General features: G+C 56.0%; 18 protein-coding genes. 10 read left to right on the top strand and 8 right to left on the bottom strand.

Annotation, left to right across the window (positions count from 1 at the left end):
- Positions 1-20: 20 nt before the first annotated feature.
- Entirely contained in the window at positions 21-980 is a 960-nt protein-coding gene (locus JOE09_RS12315) for an ABC transporter permease (RefSeq protein WP_205065969.1), read from the bottom strand.
- Complete coding sequence (locus tag JOE09_RS12310) at positions 981-1925, bottom strand: siderophore ABC transporter substrate-binding protein (RefSeq protein ID WP_205065968.1); 945 nt, start codon at positions 1923-1925, stop codon at positions 981-983.
- Between the two features lie 405 nt (positions 1926-2330).
- On the opposite strand from JOE09_RS12310, the gene JOE09_RS12305 reads away from it, so the two are divergent.
- From JOE09_RS12305 to lldD, 4 genes are all read left to right on the top strand, one after another.
- Entirely contained in the window at positions 2331-4466 is a 2136-nt protein-coding gene (locus JOE09_RS12305) for a TonB-dependent siderophore receptor (RefSeq protein WP_239553041.1), read from the top strand.
- 347 nt (positions 4467-4813) lie between these two features.
- Positions 4814-6466 carry an L-lactate permease gene (gene lldP / locus JOE09_RS12300; protein WP_205065966.1) on the top strand — a complete coding sequence of 551 codons (1653 nt, stop codon included), beginning with the start codon at positions 4814-4816 and terminating at the stop codon, positions 6464-6466.
- Positions 6463-7227, top strand: coding sequence for a transcriptional regulator LldR (lldR, locus tag JOE09_RS12295; RefSeq protein ID WP_205065965.1), 765 nt, complete (start codon positions 6463-6465; stop codon positions 7225-7227). The genes lldP and lldR overlap by 4 nt, the downstream gene beginning before the upstream one ends.
- A gap of 20 nt (positions 7228-7247) precedes the next feature.
- A complete protein-coding gene (lldD, locus tag JOE09_RS12290; protein ID WP_205065964.1) occupies positions 7248-8393 on the top strand; it encodes an FMN-dependent L-lactate dehydrogenase LldD in 1146 nt (381 codons plus the stop codon).
- A gap of 32 nt (positions 8394-8425) precedes the next feature.
- Here the strand turns inward: lldD and JOE09_RS12285 are convergent, their stop codons facing one another.
- Positions 8426-8848, bottom strand: a complete 423-nt coding sequence (locus tag JOE09_RS12285) for a DUF2000 domain-containing protein (RefSeq protein WP_205065963.1) — start codon at positions 8846-8848, stop codon at positions 8426-8428.
- A 155-nt stretch (positions 8849-9003) separates the two neighbouring features.
- Between JOE09_RS12285 and JOE09_RS12280 the strand changes: the two genes are divergently transcribed.
- Complete coding sequence (locus JOE09_RS12280) at positions 9004-9474, top strand: Lrp/AsnC family transcriptional regulator (RefSeq protein ID WP_205065962.1); 471 nt, start codon at positions 9004-9006, stop codon at positions 9472-9474.
- Positions 9475-9573: 99 nt separating this feature from the next.
- On the opposite strand, the gene JOE09_RS12275 is transcribed toward JOE09_RS12280, so the two are convergent.
- Positions 9574-10614, bottom strand: coding sequence for an AraC family transcriptional regulator (locus JOE09_RS12275; RefSeq protein WP_205065961.1), 1041 nt, complete (start codon positions 10612-10614; stop codon positions 9574-9576).
- 413 nt (positions 10615-11027) lie between these two features.
- On the opposite strand from JOE09_RS12275, the gene JOE09_RS26425 reads away from it, so the two are divergent.
- The gene (locus JOE09_RS26425) at positions 11028-11144 is read left to right on the top strand and encodes a small membrane protein (RefSeq protein ID WP_146114129.1); all 117 of its coding nucleotides are present in this window, start codon (positions 11028-11030) and stop codon (positions 11142-11144) included.
- A 1187-nt stretch (positions 11145-12331) separates the two neighbouring features.
- Positions 12332-13336 carry a substrate-binding domain-containing protein gene (locus JOE09_RS12265; RefSeq protein ID WP_205065960.1) on the top strand — a complete coding sequence of 335 codons (1005 nt, stop codon included), beginning with the start codon at positions 12332-12334 and terminating at the stop codon, positions 13334-13336.
- 1140 nt (positions 13337-14476) lie between these two features.
- Here JOE09_RS12265 and JOE09_RS12260 read toward each other — a convergent pair.
- The 4 genes from JOE09_RS12260 to JOE09_RS12245 all read right to left on the bottom strand — a co-directional run bounded on the left by JOE09_RS12260 (position 14477) and on the right by JOE09_RS12245 (position 19073).
- Positions 14477-15454 carry an ABC transporter permease gene (locus JOE09_RS12260; RefSeq protein ID WP_123332136.1) on the bottom strand — a complete coding sequence of 326 codons (978 nt, stop codon included), beginning with the start codon at positions 15452-15454 and terminating at the stop codon, positions 14477-14479.
- Between the two features lie 17 nt (positions 15455-15471).
- Positions 15472-16959, bottom strand: a complete 1488-nt coding sequence (locus tag JOE09_RS12255; protein ID WP_200546272.1) for a sugar ABC transporter ATP-binding protein — start codon at positions 16957-16959, stop codon at positions 15472-15474.
- Between the two features lie 54 nt (positions 16960-17013).
- Positions 17014-17931 carry an ABC transporter substrate-binding protein gene (locus tag JOE09_RS12250; RefSeq protein ID WP_105592446.1) on the bottom strand — a complete coding sequence of 306 codons (918 nt, stop codon included), beginning with the start codon at positions 17929-17931 and terminating at the stop codon, positions 17014-17016.
- Between the two features lie 74 nt (positions 17932-18005).
- Positions 18006-19073: an alcohol dehydrogenase catalytic domain-containing protein gene (locus JOE09_RS12245; protein WP_105592447.1), complete on the bottom strand. Its 1068-nt coding sequence runs from the start codon at positions 19071-19073 to the stop codon at positions 18006-18008.
- A gap of 411 nt (positions 19074-19484) precedes the next feature.
- Between JOE09_RS12245 and fecI the strand changes: the two genes are divergently transcribed.
- From fecI to fecA, 3 genes are all read left to right on the top strand, one after another.
- Positions 19485-20003: a ferric citrate uptake sigma factor FecI gene (gene fecI / locus JOE09_RS12240; RefSeq protein WP_205065959.1), complete on the top strand. Its 519-nt coding sequence runs from the start codon at positions 19485-19487 to the stop codon at positions 20001-20003.
- On the top strand, positions 20003-20956 hold the full coding sequence (fecR, locus tag JOE09_RS12235) for a ferric citrate uptake sigma factor regulator FecR (protein ID WP_200546269.1): 954 nt from the start codon (positions 20003-20005) through the stop codon (positions 20954-20956). The genes fecI and fecR overlap by 1 nt, the downstream gene beginning before the upstream one ends.
- A 99-nt stretch (positions 20957-21055) precedes the next feature.
- Positions 21056-23419, top strand: a complete 2364-nt coding sequence (gene fecA, locus JOE09_RS12230) for a TonB-dependent Fe(3+) dicitrate receptor FecA (RefSeq protein WP_205065958.1) — start codon at positions 21056-21058, stop codon at positions 23417-23419.
- The last annotated feature ends 45 nt before the right edge of the window (positions 23420-23464 follow it).

Raw genomic sequence — 23464 nt, 5'->3', positions numbered from 1 at the left:
ACCGGCTGGCGGTTGAGTTCTCAGTGTACACGGCGTTTTGACCTCACAATCAGCACGAGGAAAATCACCGCGCCCAGCACGCCGAGCAGCGCACTGACGGGAATTTCAAACGGATGGATAATCAGGCGGCCGATAATATCGCAGGCCAGCACCAGCATCGCCCCCAGCAGCGCCACCCACGGCACGGTGCGCCGCAGGTTATCGCCCAGCGCCAGGCTGACGATATTCGGCACGATTAAGCCGAGGAATGGCAGCACGCCCACCACCACGATCACCACGCCGCTAATCAGCGCGATCATCGCCATGCCGATCAGCATGGTCTGCTGGTAGCGCAGGCCAATATTCACCGAGAAGTCGCGGCCCATACCGGCAACGGTAAAGCGGTCGGCAATCAGCGCGGCCAGCAGGGTGATAATCCCCACGCCCCACAGCAGCTCGTAACGGCCCTGCATCACGCTGGAAAAATCACCGGACTCCCAGGCACCCAGCGCCTGCAGCAGATCGAACTTCATCGCCAGGAACGTGGTGACCGCGCTGAACACCGCGCCGAGCATAATGCCCGCCAGCGGCACCATCAGCGACGATTTCATCCGAATGCGGTTAATCAGCAGCATAAACAGCGCGGTGCCGAACAGCGCAAACAGCGAGGCTACGCCCATTTTCAGCATAATCGGCGCGGCGGGGCTGACGATCATCACCAGCAGCAGGCCAAGGCTGGCCGACTGGGTAGTACCGACGACGGAGGGTTCAACAAAGCGGTTCTGCGTCAGCATCTGCATAATCAGACCGGCAACGCTCATGGCGCTACCCGCCAGCAGCAGCGCGGCAGTACGGGGGAAACGACTGATAAGCAGGATCTCGCGCATTTCAGGATCGGTCCACAGACTGATCAGGGTAACGCGGCTGACGCCCACAAACAGGCTAAAAACAGTAAGGCCCAGCAATAATGCCAGGCCTGCGGTAAAGGCGAAGGATTTCATTTACGGCTGGGTTTTCGACTTATCCAGTACCTGCTTCACCTGGGTCATCAACAGGCTGTAGCTTTGCAGACCACCGGCGATATACAGCGAACCGGAGTCCAGGTAAACCACCTGCTGTTTTTTCCAGGCGTTGGTTTTTCGCACCAGCGGGTTATCCAGCACCTGTTGCGCAGAGCTGCCCTCTTTACGGCCAATCGCGCTGTCGCGATCCAGCACGAACAGCCAGTCCGGGTTAGCTTCCATCACGAACTCGGGTGATACCGAGTTGCCGTGGTTGCCGGTTTCCGCAAAGGTGGTAGCCGGTTTAAAGCCCAGCACATCATAGATAAAGCCAAAGCGGGAACCCGGTGAGTAAGCGCTGAGCTTGCCGCCGTTAACCATCAGCATCATCGCGCTACCGGCATTGGCGGACTCTTTACGAACGTCGGCGATCTGGGCGTTAAACGCGGCCAGCACCTCTTTGGCTTTCTCCTGCTTGCCGAAGATTTCACCCAGCTGCTCGGTGCGTTCGGTCATGCTCGCGAGGAAGTTGTGCGGGTCGAGATCGGGAGAGATGGTCGGTGCAATTTCACTCAGTTTGCCGTAGGCATCACGCGCGCGGGCACCGGCAATAATCAGGTCAGGCTTGGCGTTGCTCAGAGCTTCAAAGTTTGGCTCAAACAACGTACCGGCATCGAAATAGTCCTGGCCATTATATTTTGCCAGGTGCGCCGGGTAGTGGGCGCTGGTTTTCGGTACGCCAATCACCTTCACGCCAAGCGCATCGGTAATATCCAGCGCGGCCGGGCTAAGAACCACCACACGCTGCGGATTTTTCGGTACCGCCGTGGTGCCCTGGGCATGAACGATGCTGACCGTTGCGCCTTCGGTGGCAGCAAACGCAGCGGGTGAACAAACCAGGGACAGCGCAAACAGAGATGACGTAATGGCCTGAGGGAAACGCATTTTCTCTCTCCTGAGAATCAGAAAACTGATATAAATGAGAACTATTCGTATTAAATTTTGTTGCGGGATAATAACGGCAAAAGACTGAAATGTGTAGTGTTTGAGATCAACACATCGTGCTAAAGCCAGAGTTCTACACAAAATCTGCACAATTTCGCGGAATGTAAAGGCGAAAATGACACTTAACGAACTGAAAAATCCGCATTTACTGGAATTTAACTGATAAAAACTGACAAAAGTAGCCAATTGTGGAGATATTGTGAATTCGTCCTTACAGGTCTTTAAGTGATAACAATTCTCGTTATCATACACATCATCTTACAATCCTCCACAATTTGAGATTATTTGATGAACAGATATGGACGTTTTCGGATTCACCCTCTGGCTCTGCTTCTTACCGGTTTAATGGCGACCACAGCCAGTGCAGCGGAAGACGCAGAAACTAACGACAGCGACGCCGTGATGACGGTCCAGAAAACCGCTGAACAGGAACTGAAACAGCAGCCCGGCGTTTCGATCATCACCGCCGACGATATTGCCAAAAGCCCACCGGTCAACGACCTCTCCGACATCATCCGCAAAATGCCCGGCGTCAATCTGACCGGTAACAGCGCCAACGGCAGCCGCGGCAACAACCGTCAGATCGACATTCGCGGCATGGGCCCGGAAAACACGCTGATCCTGATCGACGGCGTACCGGTGAATTCCCGCAGTTCGGTGCGCTACAGCTGGAAAGGCGAACGCGATACGCGCGGCGACACCAACTGGGTGCCTGTCGAGCTGGTTGATCGTATCGAAGTGCTGCGCGGCCCGGCGGCGGCGCGTTACGGCTCCGGCGCGGCGGGCGGGGTGATCAATATCTATACCAAGCGCCCAACCAAAGACTGGCACGGCTCGCTTTCCCTGTTCACCAACCAGCCGGAAGACAGCAAAGAGGGCGATACCAAACGCGCCAACTTTAACCTCAGCGGCCCGCTGGCCGGTGATGCGCTGACCATGCGCCTGTACGGCAACATCAACAAAACCGACGCCGATGCCGCCGATATCAACAACGCACAGAACGGCTCTTATGCCGCCGGTCGTGAAGGGGTGCGTAATAAAGACATTAACGCCCTGCTCTCCTGGAAACTGACGCCGTCGCAGATCGTTGATTTCGATTACAGCTACAGCCGCCAGGGCAATATCTACGCAGGAGACACGCAGTACAGCAACGGCAACCTCAGCCCGAATGGCCTGGTCGACTCGCTGTATGGCTCTGAAACCAACCGCCTTTATCGCCAGTCCTACGGCCTGACCCACAACGGCTTCTGGGAATGGGGCACCTCGAAATTCACCGCGTCGTATGAAAAAACCAACAACACGCGCCTGAACGAAGGCTCCACCGGGCGTGTGGAGGGGATGATCAACAGCGACGAGTTCAGCACCAGCCGTCTGGAAAATTACCGCACCAGCGGCGAAGTGAATATCCCGATTGAGCAGTGGCTATCGCAAACCGTCACCCTCGGCGCGGAGTGGAATCGTGAAGAGCTGAACGACCCGGCGTCAATCAGCGCCACCGACGCCGGCGGCGTGGCCGTGGGCGGCCAGTCGGGCAATCCGGCGGACCGTAATGCGAAAAACAGCGCCACCACCGCGGCCGTCTACTTCGAAGATAACATCGAACCGTGGGTCGGCACCTTCCTGATCCCGGGCCTGCGCTTCGACCACCACAATCAGTTCGGTAATAACTGGAGCCCAAGCCTGAACCTGTCGCAGGATCTCGGCGAGTTCTTCAAGGTGAAGGCCGGTATCGCCAGAGTGTTTAAAGCGCCGAACCTGTATCAGTCCAGCGAAGGCTATCTGCTCGGCACGCGCGGCAACGGCTGCCCGAAAACCATCTCCAGCGGCAGCTGCTACCTGTTGGGTAACACCGACCTGGATGCCGAAGTCAGCGTGAACAAAGAGCTGGGGCTGGAGTTCGCCGCCGAGGGCTACTCCGCGGGTATCACCTGGTTCCGCAACGATTACAAAAACAAAATCGTCGCCGGTACCGACATTATTGCCACCACCACGACCAACTATAACGTGCTCCAGTGGGAAAACGGCGGCAAGGCGCTGGTGGAAGGACTGGAAGCTAACCTGACCGTACCACTGCTGCGTGACGTGCTCGACTGGCGCACCAACGCTACCTATATGATGGAGTCGAAGAGCAAGGAAACCGGCAACCCGCTGTCGATCATTCCGAAGTACACCATCAACACCATGCTGGATTATCAGGTGACCGATAAGCTTTCCACCGCGGTAAACTGGACGATGTACGGCCGTCAGAAGCCGCGTGAGTACAGTGAAACCCGACTGGAAGTGGAAGGAATGTCCAGCACTGAAATCGGCGCGTACTCGGTGGTTGGCATCAGCCTCAACTACGAGCTGACCAAAGATCTGCGCCTGAACGGCGGCGTCAGCAACCTGCTGGATAAACAGCTGTACCGCGCCAACGACGGCGCATCGACCTATAACGAACCGGGCCGCGCGTACTACGCTGGTGTCACCATGTCGTTCTAAGTCCTGCTTTAAGTCTCTACCTGTAACGGGCGGCCTGGCTGCCCGTTACTATTACGGATAACTCCGACCCGCTCCCCATTTCCCGGCTCGAACTTTTTCATCGTCATGTCGTACGGATTTAAATCAATTCCTCACTTCTGAATACCCGCATTTTCCCTGTCAGAACTCCACAATTTGGCCAGACCAATTTAAATAAAATGTGAATACCACGCACAGAAAGACAAAATAAACATCACATCTGTTGTTTTATACTAACAAAATATTAACCATCAGCGGCAGCACACACGAAATCGCCATTTTGGTCAGACCAATCTGGTTATAAAAAGAATGTTTTTGGAGACGCCGCCATGCAATCCTGGCAACAAGTTTACGATCCGCTCGGCAATATCTGGCTGTCCAGCCTGATCGCCGCCATTCCGATCATCTTCTTCTTCTTCGCCCTGATTAAGCTCAAGCTGAAAGGGTACGTTGCCGCGACGATCACCGTTGCGCTGGCGCTGCTGGTCGCGCTGTTCCTCTACCGGATGCCGGTCGATCGCGCGCTGGCTTCGGTGGTTTACGGCTTCTTCTACGGGCTCTGGCCGATCGCCTGGATCATCGTCGCCGCGGTGTTCGTCTACAAAATCTCGGTGAAAACCGGGCAGTTTAATATTATCCGTGCCTCGATCCTGTCGATCACCCCGGACCAGCGCCTGCAAATGCTGATCGTTGGCTTCTCGTTTGGTGCCTTCCTGGAAGGCGCCGCCGGATTCGGCGCGCCCGTGGCGATCACCGCCGCGCTGCTGGTAGGACTGGGCTTTAACCCGCTCTACGCCGCCGGTCTGTGCCTGATCGTCAACACCGCGCCGGTAGCCTTTGGCGCAATGGGCATTCCGATTATCGTTGCCGGGCAGGTTACCGGACTGGACAGCTTTGAAATTGGCCAGATGGTCGGCCGCCAGCTGCCGTTCCTGACCATCATCGTGCTGTTCTGGATCATGGCGATCATGGACGGCTGGCGCGGGATTAAAGAAACCTGGCCAGCGGTGATTGTGGCGGGTGGTTCGTTTGCCCTGGCACAGTACCTCAGCTCTAACTTCCTCGGCCCGGAACTGCCGGACATTATCTCGTCGCTGGTTTCACTGGTGTGCCTGACGCTGTTCCTGCGCGTGTGGAAGCCGGTGCGTATCTTCCGCTTTGCCCCCACGGAGAACGCCACCGTGCAGCCGCTGGTGGTGGAAAAGTATCGCCCAGGGCAGATTATCCGCGCCTGGATGCCGTTCCTGTTCCTGACCGCCACCGTTACTCTGTGGAGCATTCCGCCGTTTAAGGCGCTGTTCGCTCCGGGCGGCGAGCTGTATAACCTGGTCGTGAACATCCCGGTTCCGTTCCTCGACAAGCTCGTGGCGAAGATGCCGCCGGTAGTCGCGGCCATCACGCCGTATGCCGCGGTCTACAAGTTCGACTGGCTGTCCGCGACCGGCACGGCGATTATCGTTGCCGCACTGATCTCTATCGTTTATCTGAAGATGAAACCGGCCGACGCGCTAAGCACCTTCACCAGCACGCTGAAAGAGCTGACGCTGCCGATTTACTCTATCGGGATGGTGCTGGCCTTCGCCTTCATCGCCAACTACTCCGGTCTTTCCGCCACGCTGGCGCTGGCGCTGGCCCATACCGGCCACGCGTTTACCTTCTTCTCGCCGTTCCTCGGCTGGCTGGGCGTGTTCCTGACCGGTTCGGATACCTCATCTAACGCCCTGTTCGCCGCACTGCAGGCCACCACAGCGCAGCAGATTGGCGTGTCGGACCTGCTGCTGGTTGCCGCCAACACCACCGGCGGCGTGACCGGCAAGATGATCTCGCCGCAGTCGATCGCCATCGCCTGCGCCGCCGTGGGCCTGGTGGGCAGAGAATCTGACCTGTTCCGCTTTACGGTGAAGCACAGTCTGATTTTCACCTGTATGGTAGGGGTCATTACCACCTTACAAGCCTACGTGCTCACCTGGATGATCCCATGACCCTTGCGCCATCGCCTTCCGGCACCCTGCTCCTTGCCGGACGTATTAAAACCCTGATCCATCAGCGCCAGCTGGAGCCGGGGGCACGCCTGCCCGCCGAGCGCCAGCTGGCGCAGGAACTGGGTGTTTCACGCTCTTCACTGCGCGAGGCTATTCGCTCGCTGATTGGTGAAGGCGTGCTGCACAGCAAACGCGGCGGTGGCACCTGGCTCTGTGATGAAAATACCCGCTGGTCGGAGGAACGCATCGTGCAGCCGCTGAAGGTGCTGGTTGCCGATGACCCGAACTATCACAACGATATTCTGGAGGCGCGCCACGCCATCGAGGCCAGTACCGCCTGGTATGCCGCGCTGCGGGCAACGCCCGCCGACAAAGAGCGGCTGCAAAACTGCTTTGATGCCATCCAGCAGCAGGAGAGCATTTCAGCCGATATGGCCAACCAGGCCGACGTGCGCTTCCACCTGGCGGTTGCGGAAGCCTCACACAATGTGGTGCTGCTGCAAACTATGCGCGGCTTCTTCGACCTGCTGCAAAGCTCGGTAGCGCGCAGCCGCGAACGGATGTACACCGTCCCAACCATCTTTGCTCGCCTGACTGAACAACATGAAGAGCTGCTGCTGGCGATCCTCGCCAGCGACCCGGAACGGGCGCGTAAAGCGGCTCAGCACCATTTAGGGTTTGTCCTCACCACGATGAAAACCCTGCATGAAGATGAAGCCCGACAGCAGCGGATTACCCGGCTGCCGGATGACAGAGAATGATGTAACAAAGGATAGATCTGATGATTATTTCGGCAGGAACTGACTATCGCGCGGCGGCCAAACGTATGCTGCCGCCCTTCCTTTTTCACTATATCGACGGCGGTGCCTACGCCGAGCATACGCTGCGGCGCAACGTTGAAGACCTGGCGCAAATCGCCCTGAAGCAGCGCGTGCTCAACGATATGTCCGAACTGAGCCTGCAAACCACGCTGTTTAACGAAACGCTTTCAATGCCGGTGGCGCTGGCCCCGGTGGGGCTGACCGGAATGTATGCCCGCCGGGGTGAAGTTCAGGCGGCGCGGGCAGCGGCGGCGAAAGGTATTCCCTTTACGCTCTCCACCGTTTCCGTCTGCCCGATTGAAGAAGTGGCTCCAGCGATCAACCGTCCGATGTGGTTCCAGCTCTACGTGCTGAAGGATCGCGGCTTTATGCGCAATGCGCTGGAGCGCGCCAAGGCCGCAGGCTGCACCACGCTGGTGTTTACCGTTGACATGCCAACGCCCGGCGCGCGCTACCGCGATGCCCACTCCGGCATGAGCGGCCCGAACGCGGCGATGCGCCGCTATATGCAGGCCGTGCTGCACCCGCAGTGGGCGTGGGACGTCGGCCTTAACGGTCGCCCGCACGATCTTGGCAATATCTCCACCTACCTCGGCAAGCCGACCGGGCTGGAAGATTACATCGGCTGGCTGGCAAACAACTTCGATCCGTCCATCAGCTGGAAAGACCTGGAGTGGATTCGCGAGTTCTGGGATGGCCCGATGGTGATTAAAGGCATTCTCGATGCTGACGATGCCCGTGATGCCGTGCGCTTCGGTGCAGACGGCATCGTGGTATCCAACCACGGCGGACGTCAGCTGGATGGCGTGCTGTCTACCGCGCGGGCGCTGCCGCAGATCGCCGATGCGGTGAAGGGCGACATCACCATTCTGGCCGACAGCGGCATCCGCAACGGCCTTGACGTGGTGAGGATGATTGCGCTCGGTGCCGACAGCGTGCTGCTGGGCCGCGCCTTTATCTATGCGCTGGCCACCGCCGGGCAGGCTGGCGTCGAAAACCTGCTGACGCTGATTGAGAAAGAGATGCGCGTGGCGATGACACTGACCGGAGCGAAAACGATCGCCGACATCACCCGCAGCTCGCTGGTGAATAACGGCCTGGCGTAAATCAGGACGGGGCCGGGCTGACGTCTGCCCCATCACTTATACAGCGGCAGATTACCGGTCAGGCGGCTAATTTTCTTTTTCGGTCCAATCAATCCGATTGCCACCAGCTCAATCTGCTGGCTGTTCACCGGGGAAATGCGCTCGCCGTACTCCTCGTAGGTTCTGCACGACTGCGCCAGCGCACTAAACGGCATGGCGTAGATCTCTTCATCCTCGCTGGCGATATGCAGCAGCTGCTGCACGTAATCATCTCCGGCCAGCAGCACCGGTAGCGGAGCATAAATTACCCCCGGATAGTTCACGCCGTCCGCACTTTGCAGGTCCGGCCCCACCAGATTCTCAACCGTACGGCCAAAGCTGATACCGATCACGCTGGCGGCATTCATCGCCAGCCCCGGGCTGAGCTGGTCATTAATCACGATGGTACAACGGTGCTGACTGGCATCAAATTTCATCTTATTTCCATACGCTCAGGCGTTTAACAGATCAATATTCAGGCCTTTATTATGCGCCGACGGGCCGGGAAAAAGTTGTCTTAATCAGTTGAAAATTGACCAGATAAGGGCATGATTTACCTTTAACAACCCAATAGAAGACAGAGTCTGCCCCTATGAGCTTAGGCCCCACCGAAATAAAAATTCTTTCACTGCTGCAGCAGGATGCCCGCACGACCAATCAGACCCTTGCCGATGAAATTGGTCTTTCGGCTTCGCCCTGCTGGCGCAAAGTACGCAAGCTGGAAGAGGACGAGGTGATTCAGGGCTACCGCGCCGTGCTGAACCGTAAAAAAATTGGCCTGGGGGTGATGGTTTTTGTTCGCGTCTCCATCGACAGCCACAGCGAGTCCGAAGCGCGTCGGTTCGAGAAGGAGGTCGCGGAACTGGAGCACGTGGTAGCCTGCTACAGCATCGGCGGCGATGCGGATTTTCTGTTACAGGTGGTGGCCCGGGATCTGGACGCCTACGCAGATTTCGCGATGGCGGTTATCCGTCGCCTGCCGGGAATCAAAGAGATGCAAAGTATGTTTGTGCTTAAGGAGATCAAACCGCTGGTCAGCTATCCAATCGTTAAACAGGGATAAATCGTCAGATTAAAGAGGTGGCCTCATCCAGAGGCCGTGCTGCTGTCCACATTGGTCTTTACAGGTCAGGGACAGCACGATGAGCAGCCGGGCGTTTAATCAGCCGCAGGCGTTACTCTCTTCCGCAGGGTAAAAAGAATAGCTGTTAATAAAAGCCTGACGCCATGCCTTAGGCGACATGCCGAAACGCAGTTTAAAGAGCTTACTGAAAATACTGGGGCTGCTGAACCCACACTGGTAAGCAATGGTATCAATACGCTCTTCCGCAAAATTTTCTAAACGGTATCGGGCTGCTTTAAGACGCACTTCCTGCAGCACACGCATCACGGACGTATGCTGTTCAAGAAACGCACGATCCAGGCCCGAACGCGAACAGCGCAGCGCAACGGCAATCGCATCCGGCGACAGATTCACCTGAGCATAGTTCTGCTCGATGTAGCGCTTGGCGGCGGAAAAAATAAAGTTCTTGCTGCCTTCGATACGGTTGCCGCGCTCCCTGCCAATATCCGCCAGCATCAGCAGCGAGACGTTATACAGCCCGTCCAGAATGCTGGAGATGGCTTTAGTGCTCAGATGGGCCGCGTGGGCATCCAGCAGCATCATCTGCGAGCGAATAAACGGAGCCAGCGGCTGATCGTCAAGGGATAACGCCAGCTCATCCAGACCACCGCCCAGCGCAGCACGTGCATCGGCATAGGGCAGGATCAGAAACAGCTGCTTCACGTGGCCGCTGTTGTAGTGCAGCGGTTTATCCCGTTCGTACAGCGCCAGCGATCCGGCCGTCATCACCTTGGTTTCTAACAAGGTCCGCCCGGTCAGCTCCACGGTGCCCTGTAATAGCAGGGAGATAAACAGGCTGTCAGAGTCCGGTTTATACGGGTTGAAAATGGCGTTGCTCGTGCCACCCAGTACCGAACTGAAGCTCCCCTGTGCGGCGTCCGTTGCCCGCTGAGTGGCCTTCCGATCTCCAGCCCGACGGTTGTGCGCAGTATCCGTTGTATAAGGTTTACAATTAGTTGTTAAAAATTCGTAACGCAATTCACTTTCTATTTCGGCAGTATCAACCGTATGGAACTGATACAGTCCCTCAGGTCTTGGTAACACTATCGAAATGGGTCGTTTAATCAGTTGCTGATTCATTTGGTTTCACCTGCTGTATTAAATACGCAGAATCCTTTCCCACGCACGAAATCTAAACAAAAAAAGCAATTAAAAAAAGACTCTGATCTTTCTTTTTCGGCCTGTGAGGGAGAAAAACAAAAAATGACGGGCAAAGATATTTGATAGAATAGTTATTTTACTTAGTATTGTCGTAACCAGTAGCATACCTTAACAGTTTAGAAAGCCCCAATTTTACACTTTCTTTACGGTCTTATGTCGCTCTCAGGGCATAGGATGTTGAGCTAATGGTGAAACGCACACACAGCAAAGCATTAGATTGTTTTATACATGATGATTTTTTTCGAAAACCTATGAGTTGAAAGTATAAATCCACTTTATATTTTCTTTTTTGCTCTGAAAAAATTAATAAAAGATCTTTTGAGGAACGTATAATGAGCGACCTGATATTAATGACAGTAGCGATACTATTAATTGTCGTTTCTGCATATAGTCTTTTTTCTTATATTAAAGACAGAAAGACCTCGTCTTTCCCTAAGAAAAAACGCTAGTTTATTTAAGTATTTTTTAACTTTTTATTATCATTTCAAGCCCGGTCATTTCGGGCTTATTGCTTCACTTTGGTCTAAAATCAGCGCAAAGGATTGCGCCGATCGCTACAGCTGCCACCACCTATCTATCTGATTCACGCCGTAATGTCGATCCCTGCTCCGATTAACCCGTTGTTTTCGCGCCTGCCGGCAAAACATTCCAGTGCCCACCATCAGCGTGGAAAACCTTTCTGCCAGCACATCGCTTGCGCCCAACGCACTGCGCATGTCCCACTTTTCCGGAGTCGCTGCTGCCCAAATAGGATGGTAGGCCAGAGTGATATTTAGCCAACATTGGAGCGTGTTGCATTTCGATAAGCACGCTATTGGGTGCAAATCGGCCGTATATACACCCAGACATTCGCACTAATTGACACAAATAAGGGGTTTACAAAATCTCATGTAGCTTAGTGCATTTTCACGGCATCTTAAGTGAGCAGGAGTAACTTCTATTCTTAACCGAATCTTCAGTAAGATTCTGCCAAAACCGGGGTACCCCTGGCGATAGAAACGATATTCTTAACTGTTCCGCTTGTAAGGTTAAAACAGCGTATTCCGATTGGATGATAAACGGATACTTCAGCATCTGAAGATTTCACCTCCGGGCCGGGTGCGCAAAGCAACAAAACGCGAGGATAAATGATTTGTGACGCCCACAGAGACATGCAAAAGAACAGAATGCCATGCCTCGTTCTATACATATATACATAACGCAACCACCGATGCGTATACTTTGCTATATACAGATATACATAGTGAAAGCACGAATGCACCTGCCTGCTACACACCGAAAGAGATAGCTACGTTGGGAATGCGGGCTTTACCTCGTGCAGAGATGCGTACCTGAAGTTTGCATAAACGCCCTAATTCTTCTCAAAGCAAGCAGGCACGATGAGGTGTAAAACACATCACGGCCTGGTCCTGAAAATTTCCAGCCCCTGACAAGCAAGCCAGAGCCTCAGCCGATGCCGTCTTTTTATACGATGACAGCCCCTCGACCCAACGGCTTAACCTTAAGTCAACCGGCAGTCCGAGCGCAAAAATGCGCTTTATCCGGAACAGGATCGTCACCCTGCGTTACATCTGGCTTATTTGAAAGCGCTTCCTTACAATAAGGGATCTGTTCACAGCAAATGCAAGGAATGACGGTGCCGAAAGCTATTCCAAATTCCACTATCGTGGATATTGCCCGACGAGCTGGCGTCACTAATATCACGGTATCACGCGCGTTTAATAAACCTGAACTGGTTAAACCCGCTACTCGTGAAAAAATCCATGCGATAGCCAAAGAACTGAATTATGTCCCGAACGCGTTTGCCCAGGGATTAAAAAGCAGCAGCAGCCAGATTATTGGTATTGTCACCAGCAGCCTGTATAACCCCTTTTATTCCTCGCTGATTCAGAGGGTGTCACGCATTGCCCGTAAACAAGGTTATCAGATTATGTTATTTGATACAGACGGCAGCGAAGAGGCGGAGAACCAGGCAATACAGGCACTGTTCAGCTATAAGGCACGGGGTATTTTACTCTCGGCAGTACGAGATGATAAACAGTATCAGCCCGCCTATCTTGAGCAGGCCGAAGCCTACCATATCCCATTGATTCTTATAGACAGGGATATTTTTAACCGACAGTTGAGCGGCGTTTTCCTGAATAACAATGAGATAGGTCTGCTGGCCGGGGAATATCTTGCCGCTCAGCCGGAATCTAAGATGCTTATTCTCGGCGGTCCGGCGAACTCTGAAATCACGCTCAGCCGAACCGCAGGTATTTTGGATGCGCTGTACGGCAAGAAAAATCACATCACTATTATAAACGGTGATTATGATTTTATATCACAGGAGCAGGAAGTCAGAAGCTGGCTGATGCAGGAAGAGAACCAGCCGGAATATATCATCGGTCTGAACGGGATCATTACGCTGGGCGCAATGTCCATATGTCATGAGTTAAATATCTATCCTCGAGTGAAATTTTTCTCCGTGGATAAGCCGCCAGGCTCGGCCAGTTATGGAATGCGTATTGCCGGGGTTTATCATGATACGGAAATGCTGGGAGAGATTGCGGCGGAATTATTGTTTAACGCGATAAAAACGGCGGATAGCGATCGGGTTATACGGCGGGAATTCTTCACCGGGAGTTTGCTGGTTCCTTGAGTTCATGCAGAAGCCAGATATGGTGCTCCGGTGAACGTTTGGGAACGGACTTATCGCTGCTAGTCCAGCGCTCAGGCGAGCGTTTAGGGGCGTGAATTCTGGGACATCTTTTTCGCTGCCAGCGCGGAGTCCGGGCGACCGTTACGGGGAATAACGCCGGGTCGCCGTGAACACGTCCGTGTGGGCTTGGCTGCCGCATCCCTGCGGCAGACACCCGGCTTATCTTCCCCGTAACGTTCGCCTTATCAATCAATGCGTTGCTTCGAATGCCCCAAAACGTTCGCCTTATCAGCATCGCGCTGTTTTACTCACAGCGAAACCACAGTCTGTGGGCAATCGGTGACGGGCGGGTTCGCGGACCGTTGAGCGCAGGGATGCGCGAATCGAGGCCACACGGACGTGTTCACGCCGAGTCCGCGAACCCGACCGACACCGATACGCCAGACGACGATCTCTCCGCGACACCAACCCGACAGCGATACGCCATATACATCACCCGCAGCGACACCAACAGGCCAGACACCGATACGCCAAACAACGATATCCCCGCGACACCAACCGGACACCGTTACACCAGACTCAAACCATTCAGCCCCCGGTCAGATACTCCAACCCGCGCCTGTTTGACTCGCAGCGAAACCGTAGCTTATGGGCAATCGGTAACGGGCGGGTTCGCGGACCGTTGAGCGCATGGACGCGCGAATCGAGGCCACACGGATGTGTTCACGCCGAGTCCGCGAACCCGACCGAAACCGTTAAACCAGACTCAAACCATTCAGCCCTGGTCAGATACACCAGCGCACACCCTGTTTGACTCGCAGCGAAACCATAGCCTGTGGGCAATCGGTGACGGGCGGGTTCGCGGACCGTTGAGCGCAGGGATGCGCGATTCGAGGCCACACGGACGTGTTCACGCCGAGTCCGCGAACCCGACCGACACCGATAAGCCAGACAACGGTCTTTCCGCGACAAAATCCCACACCGATACGCCAGACAACGATCTTCCCGCGACACAATCCCGGCACCAATACGCCTGACGACACTATTCCCGCGATACCGAAAGGAAAAAATGGGCTGCCCCATACGGAACAGCCCTCCCCGCCCCAGGCGGCACGGCCAGATGCACCTGGCCAAACGACACTACTTACGCCTTACTGAACTCAAATAAATCGCCGCAAGAATAATTCCGCCCTTCACCACATTCTGAATATACGGCGACACACTCATCAGATTCAGCCCGTTGTTCAACACGCCCAGCATCATCGCGCCCACCAGCGTACCGATGATCGCTCCGCGACCGCCGGAAATCGCCGCACCGCCCAGCACCACCGCCGCAATCGCATCCAGCTCAAAACCTTCACCGGCATTCGGCTGGCCGCTCATCAGGCGAGAAGTCAGCACCAGACCGGCCAGTGCCGCCGTCACGCCGCTGATCACATACACCAGCATCTTATAGCGCTGCACGCGGATACCGCTCAGCCGCGCGGCCTCTTCATTGCCGCCGATGGCATAAACGTAACGACCAAACGACAGGTGGTGCAGCATGATCCACGCCACCACGTACACTGCCGCCATCACCAGAATCGGCACCTGAATGCCCAAGACCGTGCCGCGCCCCAGGAAGGAGAACACATCCGGCAGGCCGGAGATCGGATAACCGCCGGTGTACAGCAGCGCCAGGCCACGGGCGATGCCCATTGATGCAAGGGTGACGATAATCGGCGGCATCCGCAGCCAGGCGATACAAGTACCGTTCGCCAGACCAAACAGCACGCCGACCAGCAGCGCGGCCAGCACAGCCAGCGGTACAGGAACGGCGGCCATCATCAGTCCGGCAGCAACGGAACCGGCCAGCGCCATTACCGGACCAACGGACAGATCGATACCGCCGGTCAAAATCGCGCAGGTCATCCCCACGGCGATAATGGCGTTAATGGACACCTGACGGGCGACGTTGGTCAGGTTATTCACCGTCAGGAAGCTGTCGTTCAGCAGGCTCATCAGCACAAACAGCACCACAAAGCCAATAAACGGCAGCACGGCAGGATGATGAAGCAGTTTTTCCCAGCGCTTCGCCAGCCCTGGTCCCGCAGCGCGGGGAGTTGAGGTAGATGACATCTGTTCGATTCCGCTCATTATGCGCTCCCGGTGGCATGTAGCATGATGTTGCCAGATTCAATTTCATTCCCGGCCAGTTCGGCGACGATGTGCCCACCCCGGAATACCAGCACCCGGTCGCAAACGCCGATAATTTCCGGTAGCTCGGAAGAAATCATGATGATGGAGATGCCTTTTGCAGTCAGTTGCTGCATCAGCTGATAGATTTCCGATTTCGCGCCCACGTCGATACCGCGCGTCGGTTCATCAAAGATCAAAATATTACAGTCGTTGTTCAGCCAGCGAGCGATCACCACCTTCTGCTGGTTGCCGCCGCTGAGGGTTGATACCGCGGTATCGGCGTCAGGCGTTTTCACCCCCACCGCGCGGATCAGCTTTTGTACGATGTCACGCTCTTTACCGGCATGAACAAATATCTTGCCGCGCTTTTCATGGCGGTTCAGCGTGATGTTCTGCGCCACGGAAAACGGCAGCACCAGACCTTCGGTTTTGCGGTTCTCCGGCAGCAGGCCAATGCCCTGCTGCAAGGCATGTGCCGGGCTGCTCAGCCTGCCGTCCTGGCCATTAAGCTTGACGCTTTTACGGTAGCAGGGGCTGGCACCAATCAGCGCGGAGATGGTTTCGGTACGCCCGGAACCCACCAGCCCGGCGAAGCCGAGGATCTCTCCGGCGTGCAGATGGAAATGATCCGTCTGGCTCTGCTTCGTGCGCTGAACGCTGGCTTCCAGCAGTCGCTTAGTCCGATCCGGCACGTGCGATTTAACCGGGAAGGTGTTCTCAATTTTGCGGCCTACCATCAGCTTCACCAGTTCGTCAATATCGGTGTCGCTGGTGGGCAATGTTTCGATGTAGCAGCCGTCGCGCAGCACGGTGATGCGATCGCATACGGCGAAAATCTCATCCAGATGGTGCGAGATAAACACCATGCCCACGCCCAGCAGGCGCAGATCGTTCATCACGCTGAACAGGTGCTCGGCCTCGCCCGGCGTCAGTGTGGCGGTGGGTTCATCCAGCACCAGCACGCGCGCGTCCAGCGACAGCGCTTTGGCAATTTCAACGAACTGCTGTTGCGCCACGCTTAACTGCTCCACCGGGCAGTCCATATCGATATCCACCGCCAGGCGTTTAAAGACACTGCGCGCCTTGCGGCGCATCTCACGACGATCCAGCAGCCCCCAGCGATTTTTTATTTCCCGGTTGAGGAAAATATTATCGACCGCGCTCATATAAGGGATCAGCGAGAACTCCTGAAATATAATGCCAATGCCCGCTTCAATGGCGTGGCGATAATTAGGAAAACTACAGTTCTTCCCCTGTAAGATAATTTCCCCTGCATCCGGCTGGTGAATACCGCACATAATTTTCACCAGCGTTGATTTACCCGCACCGTTTTCTCCAAGCAGCGCATGTATTTCTCCGGGCTGCACCGTCAGGTTAATACCGTCCAGCGCTTTCACTCCGGGAAAGGATTTTTTAATCTGTTTTAATTCCAGTAAAGGTGTCATCAGCATCGCTTCCGGGTTATCGCTCTGCTCGCGCAGAGCGAATATTTCACGCTATTACCAGCTAAAGCCTTTCGCATTGCTGTGGTCGATCAGCTTAACTTTTACCGGTACGGTTTTCGGAATATTGGCACCCCAGTGGCGGGCCAGCGCAATTCCCAGCGCGATGCGCAGCTGGTCACGCGGGAACTGTGCCGAGGTGGCGATAAACGGTGAATCCGCCTTTTCGATCTCTTTAATTGCTTCCGGCTGGCCGTCAACGCTGACCAGTTTCACCTTGGCACCGCTGCTCTGAATTGCCGCCAGTGCACCCAGTGCGCCGGTATCGTTAACGCTGAAGATACCGTTCAGATCCGGGGCGGATTGCAGCATGTTTTCTGTTACGGTCAGTGCGGTATCACGCTCCTGCTTGCCGTTCTGCTTGGTGACGATCTTGATATCCGGGTATTTTTTCATTGCGTCCTCAAAGCCGCGTACGCGCTCAAGGATGGGCACCACCGGAATACCGTCGAGGATGGCGACCTTGCCTTTCCCACCGATAGATTTCGCCAGATACTCCCCGGCCTGTAACCCCGCGTCATAGTTCTCGGAGCCGACAAACGAGTCCACCGGACCTTCTGCCTGGGCATCAATCGCCACCACCACCGCGCCGGCTTTATGGGCAGACATAACGGCGGACTGCACGCCCACCGTATCCGTCGGGTTAATAAGCAGAATATCGACTTTCTTTTGCAGCATGTCTTCAACGTCATTAATCTGCTTGGAAACATCATGGTGAGCGTCGGCAACGTACACCTTCGCGCCAATTTCAGCGGCAGCCTGTTCCAGCGACTGTTTCATCGTAACGAAATAATCGTTATTTAATTCCTGGAAAGAGACGCCAATGGTTAATTGCTTAGCCACTGCAGCGTTTGCAGCCAACAACATTCCGCCCGCGATAATAATCGGCAGCGTTTTTTTGACGAATGAAAACATGGATATTCTCCTGTAGGGGGAAGTATTTTTATTGATTTATTAGCAACGGTATAAATAACATCGGTAAAAATAAACTACGGAACCAGAACGACCTTAATTGAATCGGTAGAGTCGGCCAGCGCAAATGCCTCATCCCATTTTTCGAGTGAATAACTGTGGGTCACCACGCCTTTCGATGTCACCAGCCCGCGTTCAAACAGGTCGATGGCAATTTCATAGCTGTAAGGGGCCAGATGCGCACCGCGAATATCCAGCTCTTTGCGGTCGCCGATAATCGACCAGTCAACGGTGGTTTCTTTGCCGAACACGCTGAACTCCACGAAGCGGCCCAGCTTGCGGATCATTTGCAGACCCTGCGTTACGCCCACCGGGGAGCCGGTTGCCTCGATATAGACATCGCAGCCGTAGCCGCCGGTCAGCGACTTAACAATTTTGTCGGCGTCTTCTTTCAGCGGGTTGATCACCACATCGGCACCGTACTCTTTCGCCAGCGCCAGACGATCGTCCATCGCATCGATAACAATCAGTTTTTTGGGCGTTTTCAGCCGCGCTACCTGCACCATGCACAGGCCCAGCGGTCCGGCTCCGGCCAGCACCACCACATCATCCAGCTGAATATCGCCGCGCGCCACGGTGTGGATCGCACAGGCCATTGGCTCAATCAGTACCGCATCTTCATGGCTCAGGCTTTCCGGGATTTTGTGGACGATGGCGTTGGCCGAGAAACGCATATATTCCGCCATGCCGCCTTCGGCCACGTCTTTCTGGAAGCCGTAAATATTGTGGGTTTCACACATCCAGTAGCTGCCGGATTTGCAGTAGCGGCAGTCCCAGCAGGGAACGATCTGCTCGGCAATCACCCGCTCGCCCACGCGGAATTTCTTCTCGCTGCCCTCGCCCAGCGCGGCAACGCGGCCGTAGAATTCGTGCCCCGGGATCACCGGCGGCTTCACCCACGGGTTTTCTCCCCAGAACATCTGTGCACCGTTTTTGCACTTACAGTCACCGGCGCAGATGCCGCAGCCTTCTACTTTGATCACCAGTTCGTTGGCCTTCGGCAACGGCACCGGAACCTGCTCAAAGCGATAATCCTGGGGGCCGTGGCAGACTACGGCGCTCATCTTCTCGGGCAGCTGACTCATTTCTCTCTCCAGTAGCAATATTGATCGTCACATAGGCAAAATGTTGACGTTGTCATTATTCGGTAAATAAAAAATACGAATTTTCTATTCAAACCTAAATTAATGATTTATCCATAATTTCTTCTGACAAAACAAAATGACAACGTAAACATTGGTTATCATATAATCAAAAGCCCAAAACAAAATCTTTGAGCGATATCACATATCATTAACAAGCCGGTTTCAGGGTTAACAACTTCGATCTCAGTCTCATTCACAACGCGTCGGAATGACCGTTTGTGCCCGTCTGGCCCCGTTTACGATCGCAGACCTTGATCGGGCGGATAATCGAACGATTTTTGGTCATTGAAATGATAACTATTATCAATTATCATCCCGGCGTCATTTTTTTGCCGGGATGTGTAACTCGTTATGTCAACGCCAGCCGCGTCTACCGATATGTTCGCCAGCCTCTACCAGACACATCACCGGTGGCTGCGCTCCTGGCTACAGCACAAACTGGGATCGGCCAGCGACGCCGAGGATCTGGCGCAGGATACCTTCCTGCGGGTGCTGCTCGGCAACGGCGTGGCGGAGATCCGCGAACCTAAATCCTTCCTCTGCACAATTGCCAAACGAGTCATGGTGGATTTCTTCCGCCGCAACGCGCTGGAGCGGGCCTGGCTGGATATGCTGGAACAGCTGCCGGAAGAATATGTCCCCTCCCCGGAACAGCAGCACGCCCTGCTGGAAACGCTGCAGCAGATCGATGCCATGCTCGATGGCCTTGGTGCCAAAGTTCGCCAGGCATTTCTGCTGTCGCAGCTGGAAGGGCTTACCTATCCGCAGATTGCCGAACGGCTGGCGGTATCGGTCAGCTCGGTAAAAAAATATATGGCTAAAGCCACCGAGCACTGCCTGCTGTTTCGCCTGATGCAGGATCTGGCGTAATGGCCGAACGGGTCAGCGAGCAGCAGCGTCAGGCGTTAAAAATGGCCGCCAGCTGGTATGCCACTTTCTGCGCCGGGGACACCACCGCGCAGCAGCACGCCCGCTGGCAGCAGTGGCTACAGCAGCATGAAGACCACCGCTGGGCATGGCAGCGCGTTGAGTCCCTGCAAAACCAGCTGCAAACCCTGCCGGGGCATCTCAGCTATCAAACGCTGAATCAGGCAAACCTTACCCGCCGCCGCGTGCTGAAAAGCCTGCTGGTGCTGCTGGGCGTCGGCAGCGGCTGGCAGCTCTGGCAGTCGCCGCTGGGCCTGAGCCTGCGTGCCGATTACAGTACCGCTACCGGTGAAATGCGCAGCGTGCGGCTGAGCGACGGTTCGCAGATGACGCTCAATACCGCCAGTGCGGTGCAGGTGGAATTTACCGGCAGCCAGCGGACCATTCATCTACAGCGCGGGGAAATTGCGATTACCACCGCCGCCGATGCGCAGCAAAGGCCGTTCCGGGTGGCCACCGCCGACGGCATGCTACGTGCCCTCGGCACTGAATTCAGCGTGCGGCTGTGGCCGGATGCCACCGAGCTATCGGTGCAGCAGCATGCGGTAGAGGCCACGCTGGCCGACGATGCGCGGCAACTGCGCGTGGTTCAGCAGGGGCAAACGCTGCGCTTCAGCCGCAGCAGCTTCGGTGAAATCTTACCGCTGGTTGCCAACAGCAGCAGCTGGACCCGTGGCCTGCTCAGCGTCAGCAACCGCCCGCTGGGCGAGGTGATTGCAGAAGTGGCGCGCTACCGCCTCGGCATGCTGATCTGCGACGACAGCGCCGCTGAACTGCGGGTCAGCGGCACCTTCCCGCTGCAGGATACCGACCGTCTGCTGGCCGTGCTGGCGCAAACGCTGCCGATAAAAATTCAGACCCTCAGCCGCTACTGGGTGAAGGTCAGCGCGGCATAGCGAAAAAAATAAAAAAATTTCAAATTGCATTGTCCCTTTTGCCCAGCTCATTCGACTCCTTAGTACACAAGATAAAAAATGCTCACTCTGGAGACGGTCATGTCTGATTCCTGCGCCCGCATCAAGCGCGCTTTTAGCAAAACAACACCTCTGGCTTTCGCTATTCACTGTGCGCTGGCACCGCTGGCGCTGGCCGCTCCTGCGCTGGTCAGTGCGGCAACCGCTCCGGCAACGGCTGACTATCAGATTGCCGCCGCCGATCTCGACCAGGCGCTGAACCAGTTCGCCGCCCGCTCCGGCATTACGCTGTCGGTCAACTCGGCGCTGACCCAGGGCAAAAAGAGCCCGGGCCTGAACGGCAGCTACTCGCTGGAACAGGCGCTGCAAGCGCTGCTGAGCGGCAGCGGCCTGCAGGCGAAATCGCTGGGCAATAACGCCTTTACGCTGGAGCCGGTGCCGGTGGTGGCAGGAACCGCCACGCTGACCGTGGTCGGTGACTGGCTGGGCACCGCGCGCGAAGACGATGTGTTCGAACACGCCGGTGCGCGTGATGTGCTGCGCCGCGAAGACTTTGCACGTACCGGTGCCACCACCATGCGTGAAGCGCTGAACCGCATTCCGGGCGTCAACGCCCCGGAAAATAACGGCACCGGCAGCCACGATATGGCGATGAACTTCGGCATTCGCGGGCTGAATCCGCGCCTTGCCAGCCGCACCACCGTGCTGATGGACGGCATTCCGGTGCCGTTCGCCCCGTACGGCCAGCCGCAGCTGTCGCTGGCTCCGGTGTCACTGGGCAATATGGATGCGGTGGACGTGGTACGCGGCGGCGGTGCCGTGCGCTACGGACCGCAGAGCGTTGGCGGCGTGGTCAACTTTGTGACCCGCGCCATTCCGCAGGATTTCGGCATTGAAGCGGGAATGGAAGGGCTGCTGACGCCCACCTCAACCCAGAACGATCCGAAAGGCAGCGGCAACTTTATGATCGGCGGCACCGCCGATAACGGCCTGGGCGCGGCGCTGCTCTACTCCGGCACGCGCGGCAGCGACTGGCGCGAACACAGCTCGACCAAAATCGACGATGTGATGCTGAAAACCCGCTACGCGCCGAATGAGGTCCATACCTTCACCAGCCTGTTGCAGTATTACGAAGGTCGCGCCCAGATGCCGGGCGGGCTTTCCCGCGCGGACTACAACGCCGATCGCTTCCAGTCTACGCGACCTTACGACGAATTCTGGGGCCGCCGCCAGCTGGCCAGTCTTGGCTATCAGTATCAGCCAGATACCCAGCACAAATTCAATATCCTGACCTTCTACACCAACACCCTGCGCAGCGGCTATCTGGACCAGGGGAAAAACATCACTCTGTCGCCGCGCGAATACTGGGTGCGCGGTGTGGAACCGCGCTACAGCCAGAGCTTCACGATTGCCAACACCGCGCATGAAGTCGGCGTCGGTTATCGCTACGTCAGCGAATCCACCCATGAACTGCGCTACACCAGCCCGGCCAGCAGCGGAAAACTGCCTACCGGCAGCAGCCCGTACGATCGCGACACCCAGTCAGGCACCGAGGCGCACGCCTGGTATCTTGATGACCGCATCGACATCGGCGACTGGACCATTACGCCGGGCATGCGCTACGAGCATATCCAGTCCTACCAGAACAACTTCATCAAGGGTGAAAAGCAGGAAATCGGCTACAACGCGCCGCTGCCCGCGCTTAACGTGCTCTATCACCTGAACGATGCCTGGAACCTGTATGCCAACACCGAAGGGTCGTTCGGCACCGTACAGTACAGCCAGATCGGTAAAGCGGTCAGCAGCGGCAGCGTCGAGCCGGAAAAAGCCCGCACCTGGGAGCTGGGCACGCGCTATGACAATCAGGTATTGCAGGCCGAAGCGGGTCTGTTCCTGATTAACTTCAGCAACCAGTACGATTCAAACCAGGTAACCGACAGCGTCACCGCTCGCGGTAAAACCCGCCATACCGGGCTGGAAAGCAAGCTGCGCTATGACCTCGGCGACCTCTCCCCGGCGCTGGAAAATCTGTCGGTTTCCGCCAGCTATGCGTACGTCAATGCGGTGATCCGCGAGCAGGGCGACTACCACGGTAATCAGGTGCCGTTCTCGCCGAAGCACAAAGGCACGCTGGGGCTGGATTACCTGACCGGCAGCTGGACCTTTAACCTCAACAGCGAGTATCAGTCTTCGCAGTTCGCCGATAACGCCAATACCCGTGAGGAAAGCGCCGACGGCAGCACCGGCCGCATCCCCGGCTTTATGCTGTGGGGCGCGCGCGCCAACTATGACTTCGGCCCGCAGTACGCCAACCTCAACCTGGCCGTCGGCGTGAAGAATATCTTCGACCACGAATACTTCACCCGCGCCTACGATGACAACAACAAAGGCATCTACGCCGGGCAGCCGCGCACCGTCTATCTGCAGGGCTCCGTTAAGTTCTGATGTTCCCGATGGCCGGTGCAATAACCGGCCGTTGTGGATTACGTG

This window comes from Pantoea coffeiphila (genome assembly GCF_016909495.1).
Lineage (GTDB): Bacteria > Pseudomonadota > Gammaproteobacteria > Enterobacterales > Enterobacteriaceae > Erwinia > Erwinia coffeiphila.
The sequence above is the reverse complement of the archived record's forward strand: the minus strand, read 5'-3'. Positions and strand labels throughout refer to the sequence as shown.

Excerpts from the sequence above, each read along its gene's own strand:
- JOE09_RS12315 (WP_205065969.1), bottom strand. The coding sequence starts at position 980 with ATGAAATCCTTCGCCTTTACCGCAGGCCTGGCATTATTGCTGGGCCTT.
- JOE09_RS12310 (WP_205065968.1), bottom strand. The coding sequence starts at position 1,925 with ATGCGTTTCCCTCAGGCCATTACGTCATCTCTGTTTGCGCTGTCCCTG.
- JOE09_RS12305 (WP_239553041.1), top strand. The coding sequence starts at position 2,331 with ATGGCGACCACAGCCAGTGCAGCGGAAGACGCAGAAACTAACGACAGC.
- lldP (WP_205065966.1), top strand. The coding sequence starts at position 4,814 with ATGCAATCCTGGCAACAAGTTTACGATCCGCTCGGCAATATCTGGCTG.
- lldR (WP_205065965.1), top strand. The coding sequence starts at position 6,463 with ATGACCCTTGCGCCATCGCCTTCCGGCACCCTGCTCCTTGCCGGACGT.
- lldD (WP_205065964.1), top strand. The coding sequence starts at position 7,248 with ATGATTATTTCGGCAGGAACTGACTATCGCGCGGCGGCCAAACGTATG.
- JOE09_RS12285 (WP_205065963.1), bottom strand. The coding sequence starts at position 8,848 with ATGAAATTTGATGCCAGTCAGCACCGTTGTACCATCGTGATTAATGAC.
- JOE09_RS12280 (WP_205065962.1), top strand. The coding sequence starts at position 9,004 with ATGAGCTTAGGCCCCACCGAAATAAAAATTCTTTCACTGCTGCAGCAG.
- JOE09_RS12275 (WP_205065961.1), bottom strand. The coding sequence starts at position 10,614 with ATGAATCAGCAACTGATTAAACGACCCATTTCGATAGTGTTACCAAGA.
- JOE09_RS26425 (WP_146114129.1), top strand. The coding sequence starts at position 11,028 with ATGAGCGACCTGATATTAATGACAGTAGCGATACTATTAATTGTCGTT.
- JOE09_RS12260 (WP_123332136.1), bottom strand. The coding sequence starts at position 15,454 with ATGTCATCTACCTCAACTCCCCGCGCTGCGGGACCAGGGCTGGCGAAG.
- JOE09_RS12255 (WP_200546272.1), bottom strand. The coding sequence starts at position 16,959 with ATGACACCTTTACTGGAATTAAAACAGATTAAAAAATCCTTTCCCGGA.
- JOE09_RS12250 (WP_105592446.1), bottom strand. The coding sequence starts at position 17,931 with ATGTTTTCATTCGTCAAAAAAACGCTGCCGATTATTATCGCGGGCGGA.
- JOE09_RS12245 (WP_105592447.1), bottom strand. The coding sequence starts at position 19,073 with ATGAGTCAGCTGCCCGAGAAGATGAGCGCCGTAGTCTGCCACGGCCCC.
- fecI (WP_205065959.1), top strand. The coding sequence starts at position 19,485 with ATGTCAACGCCAGCCGCGTCTACCGATATGTTCGCCAGCCTCTACCAG.
- fecR (WP_200546269.1), top strand. The coding sequence starts at position 20,003 with ATGGCCGAACGGGTCAGCGAGCAGCAGCGTCAGGCGTTAAAAATGGCC.
- fecA (WP_205065958.1), top strand. The coding sequence starts at position 21,056 with ATGTCTGATTCCTGCGCCCGCATCAAGCGCGCTTTTAGCAAAACAACA.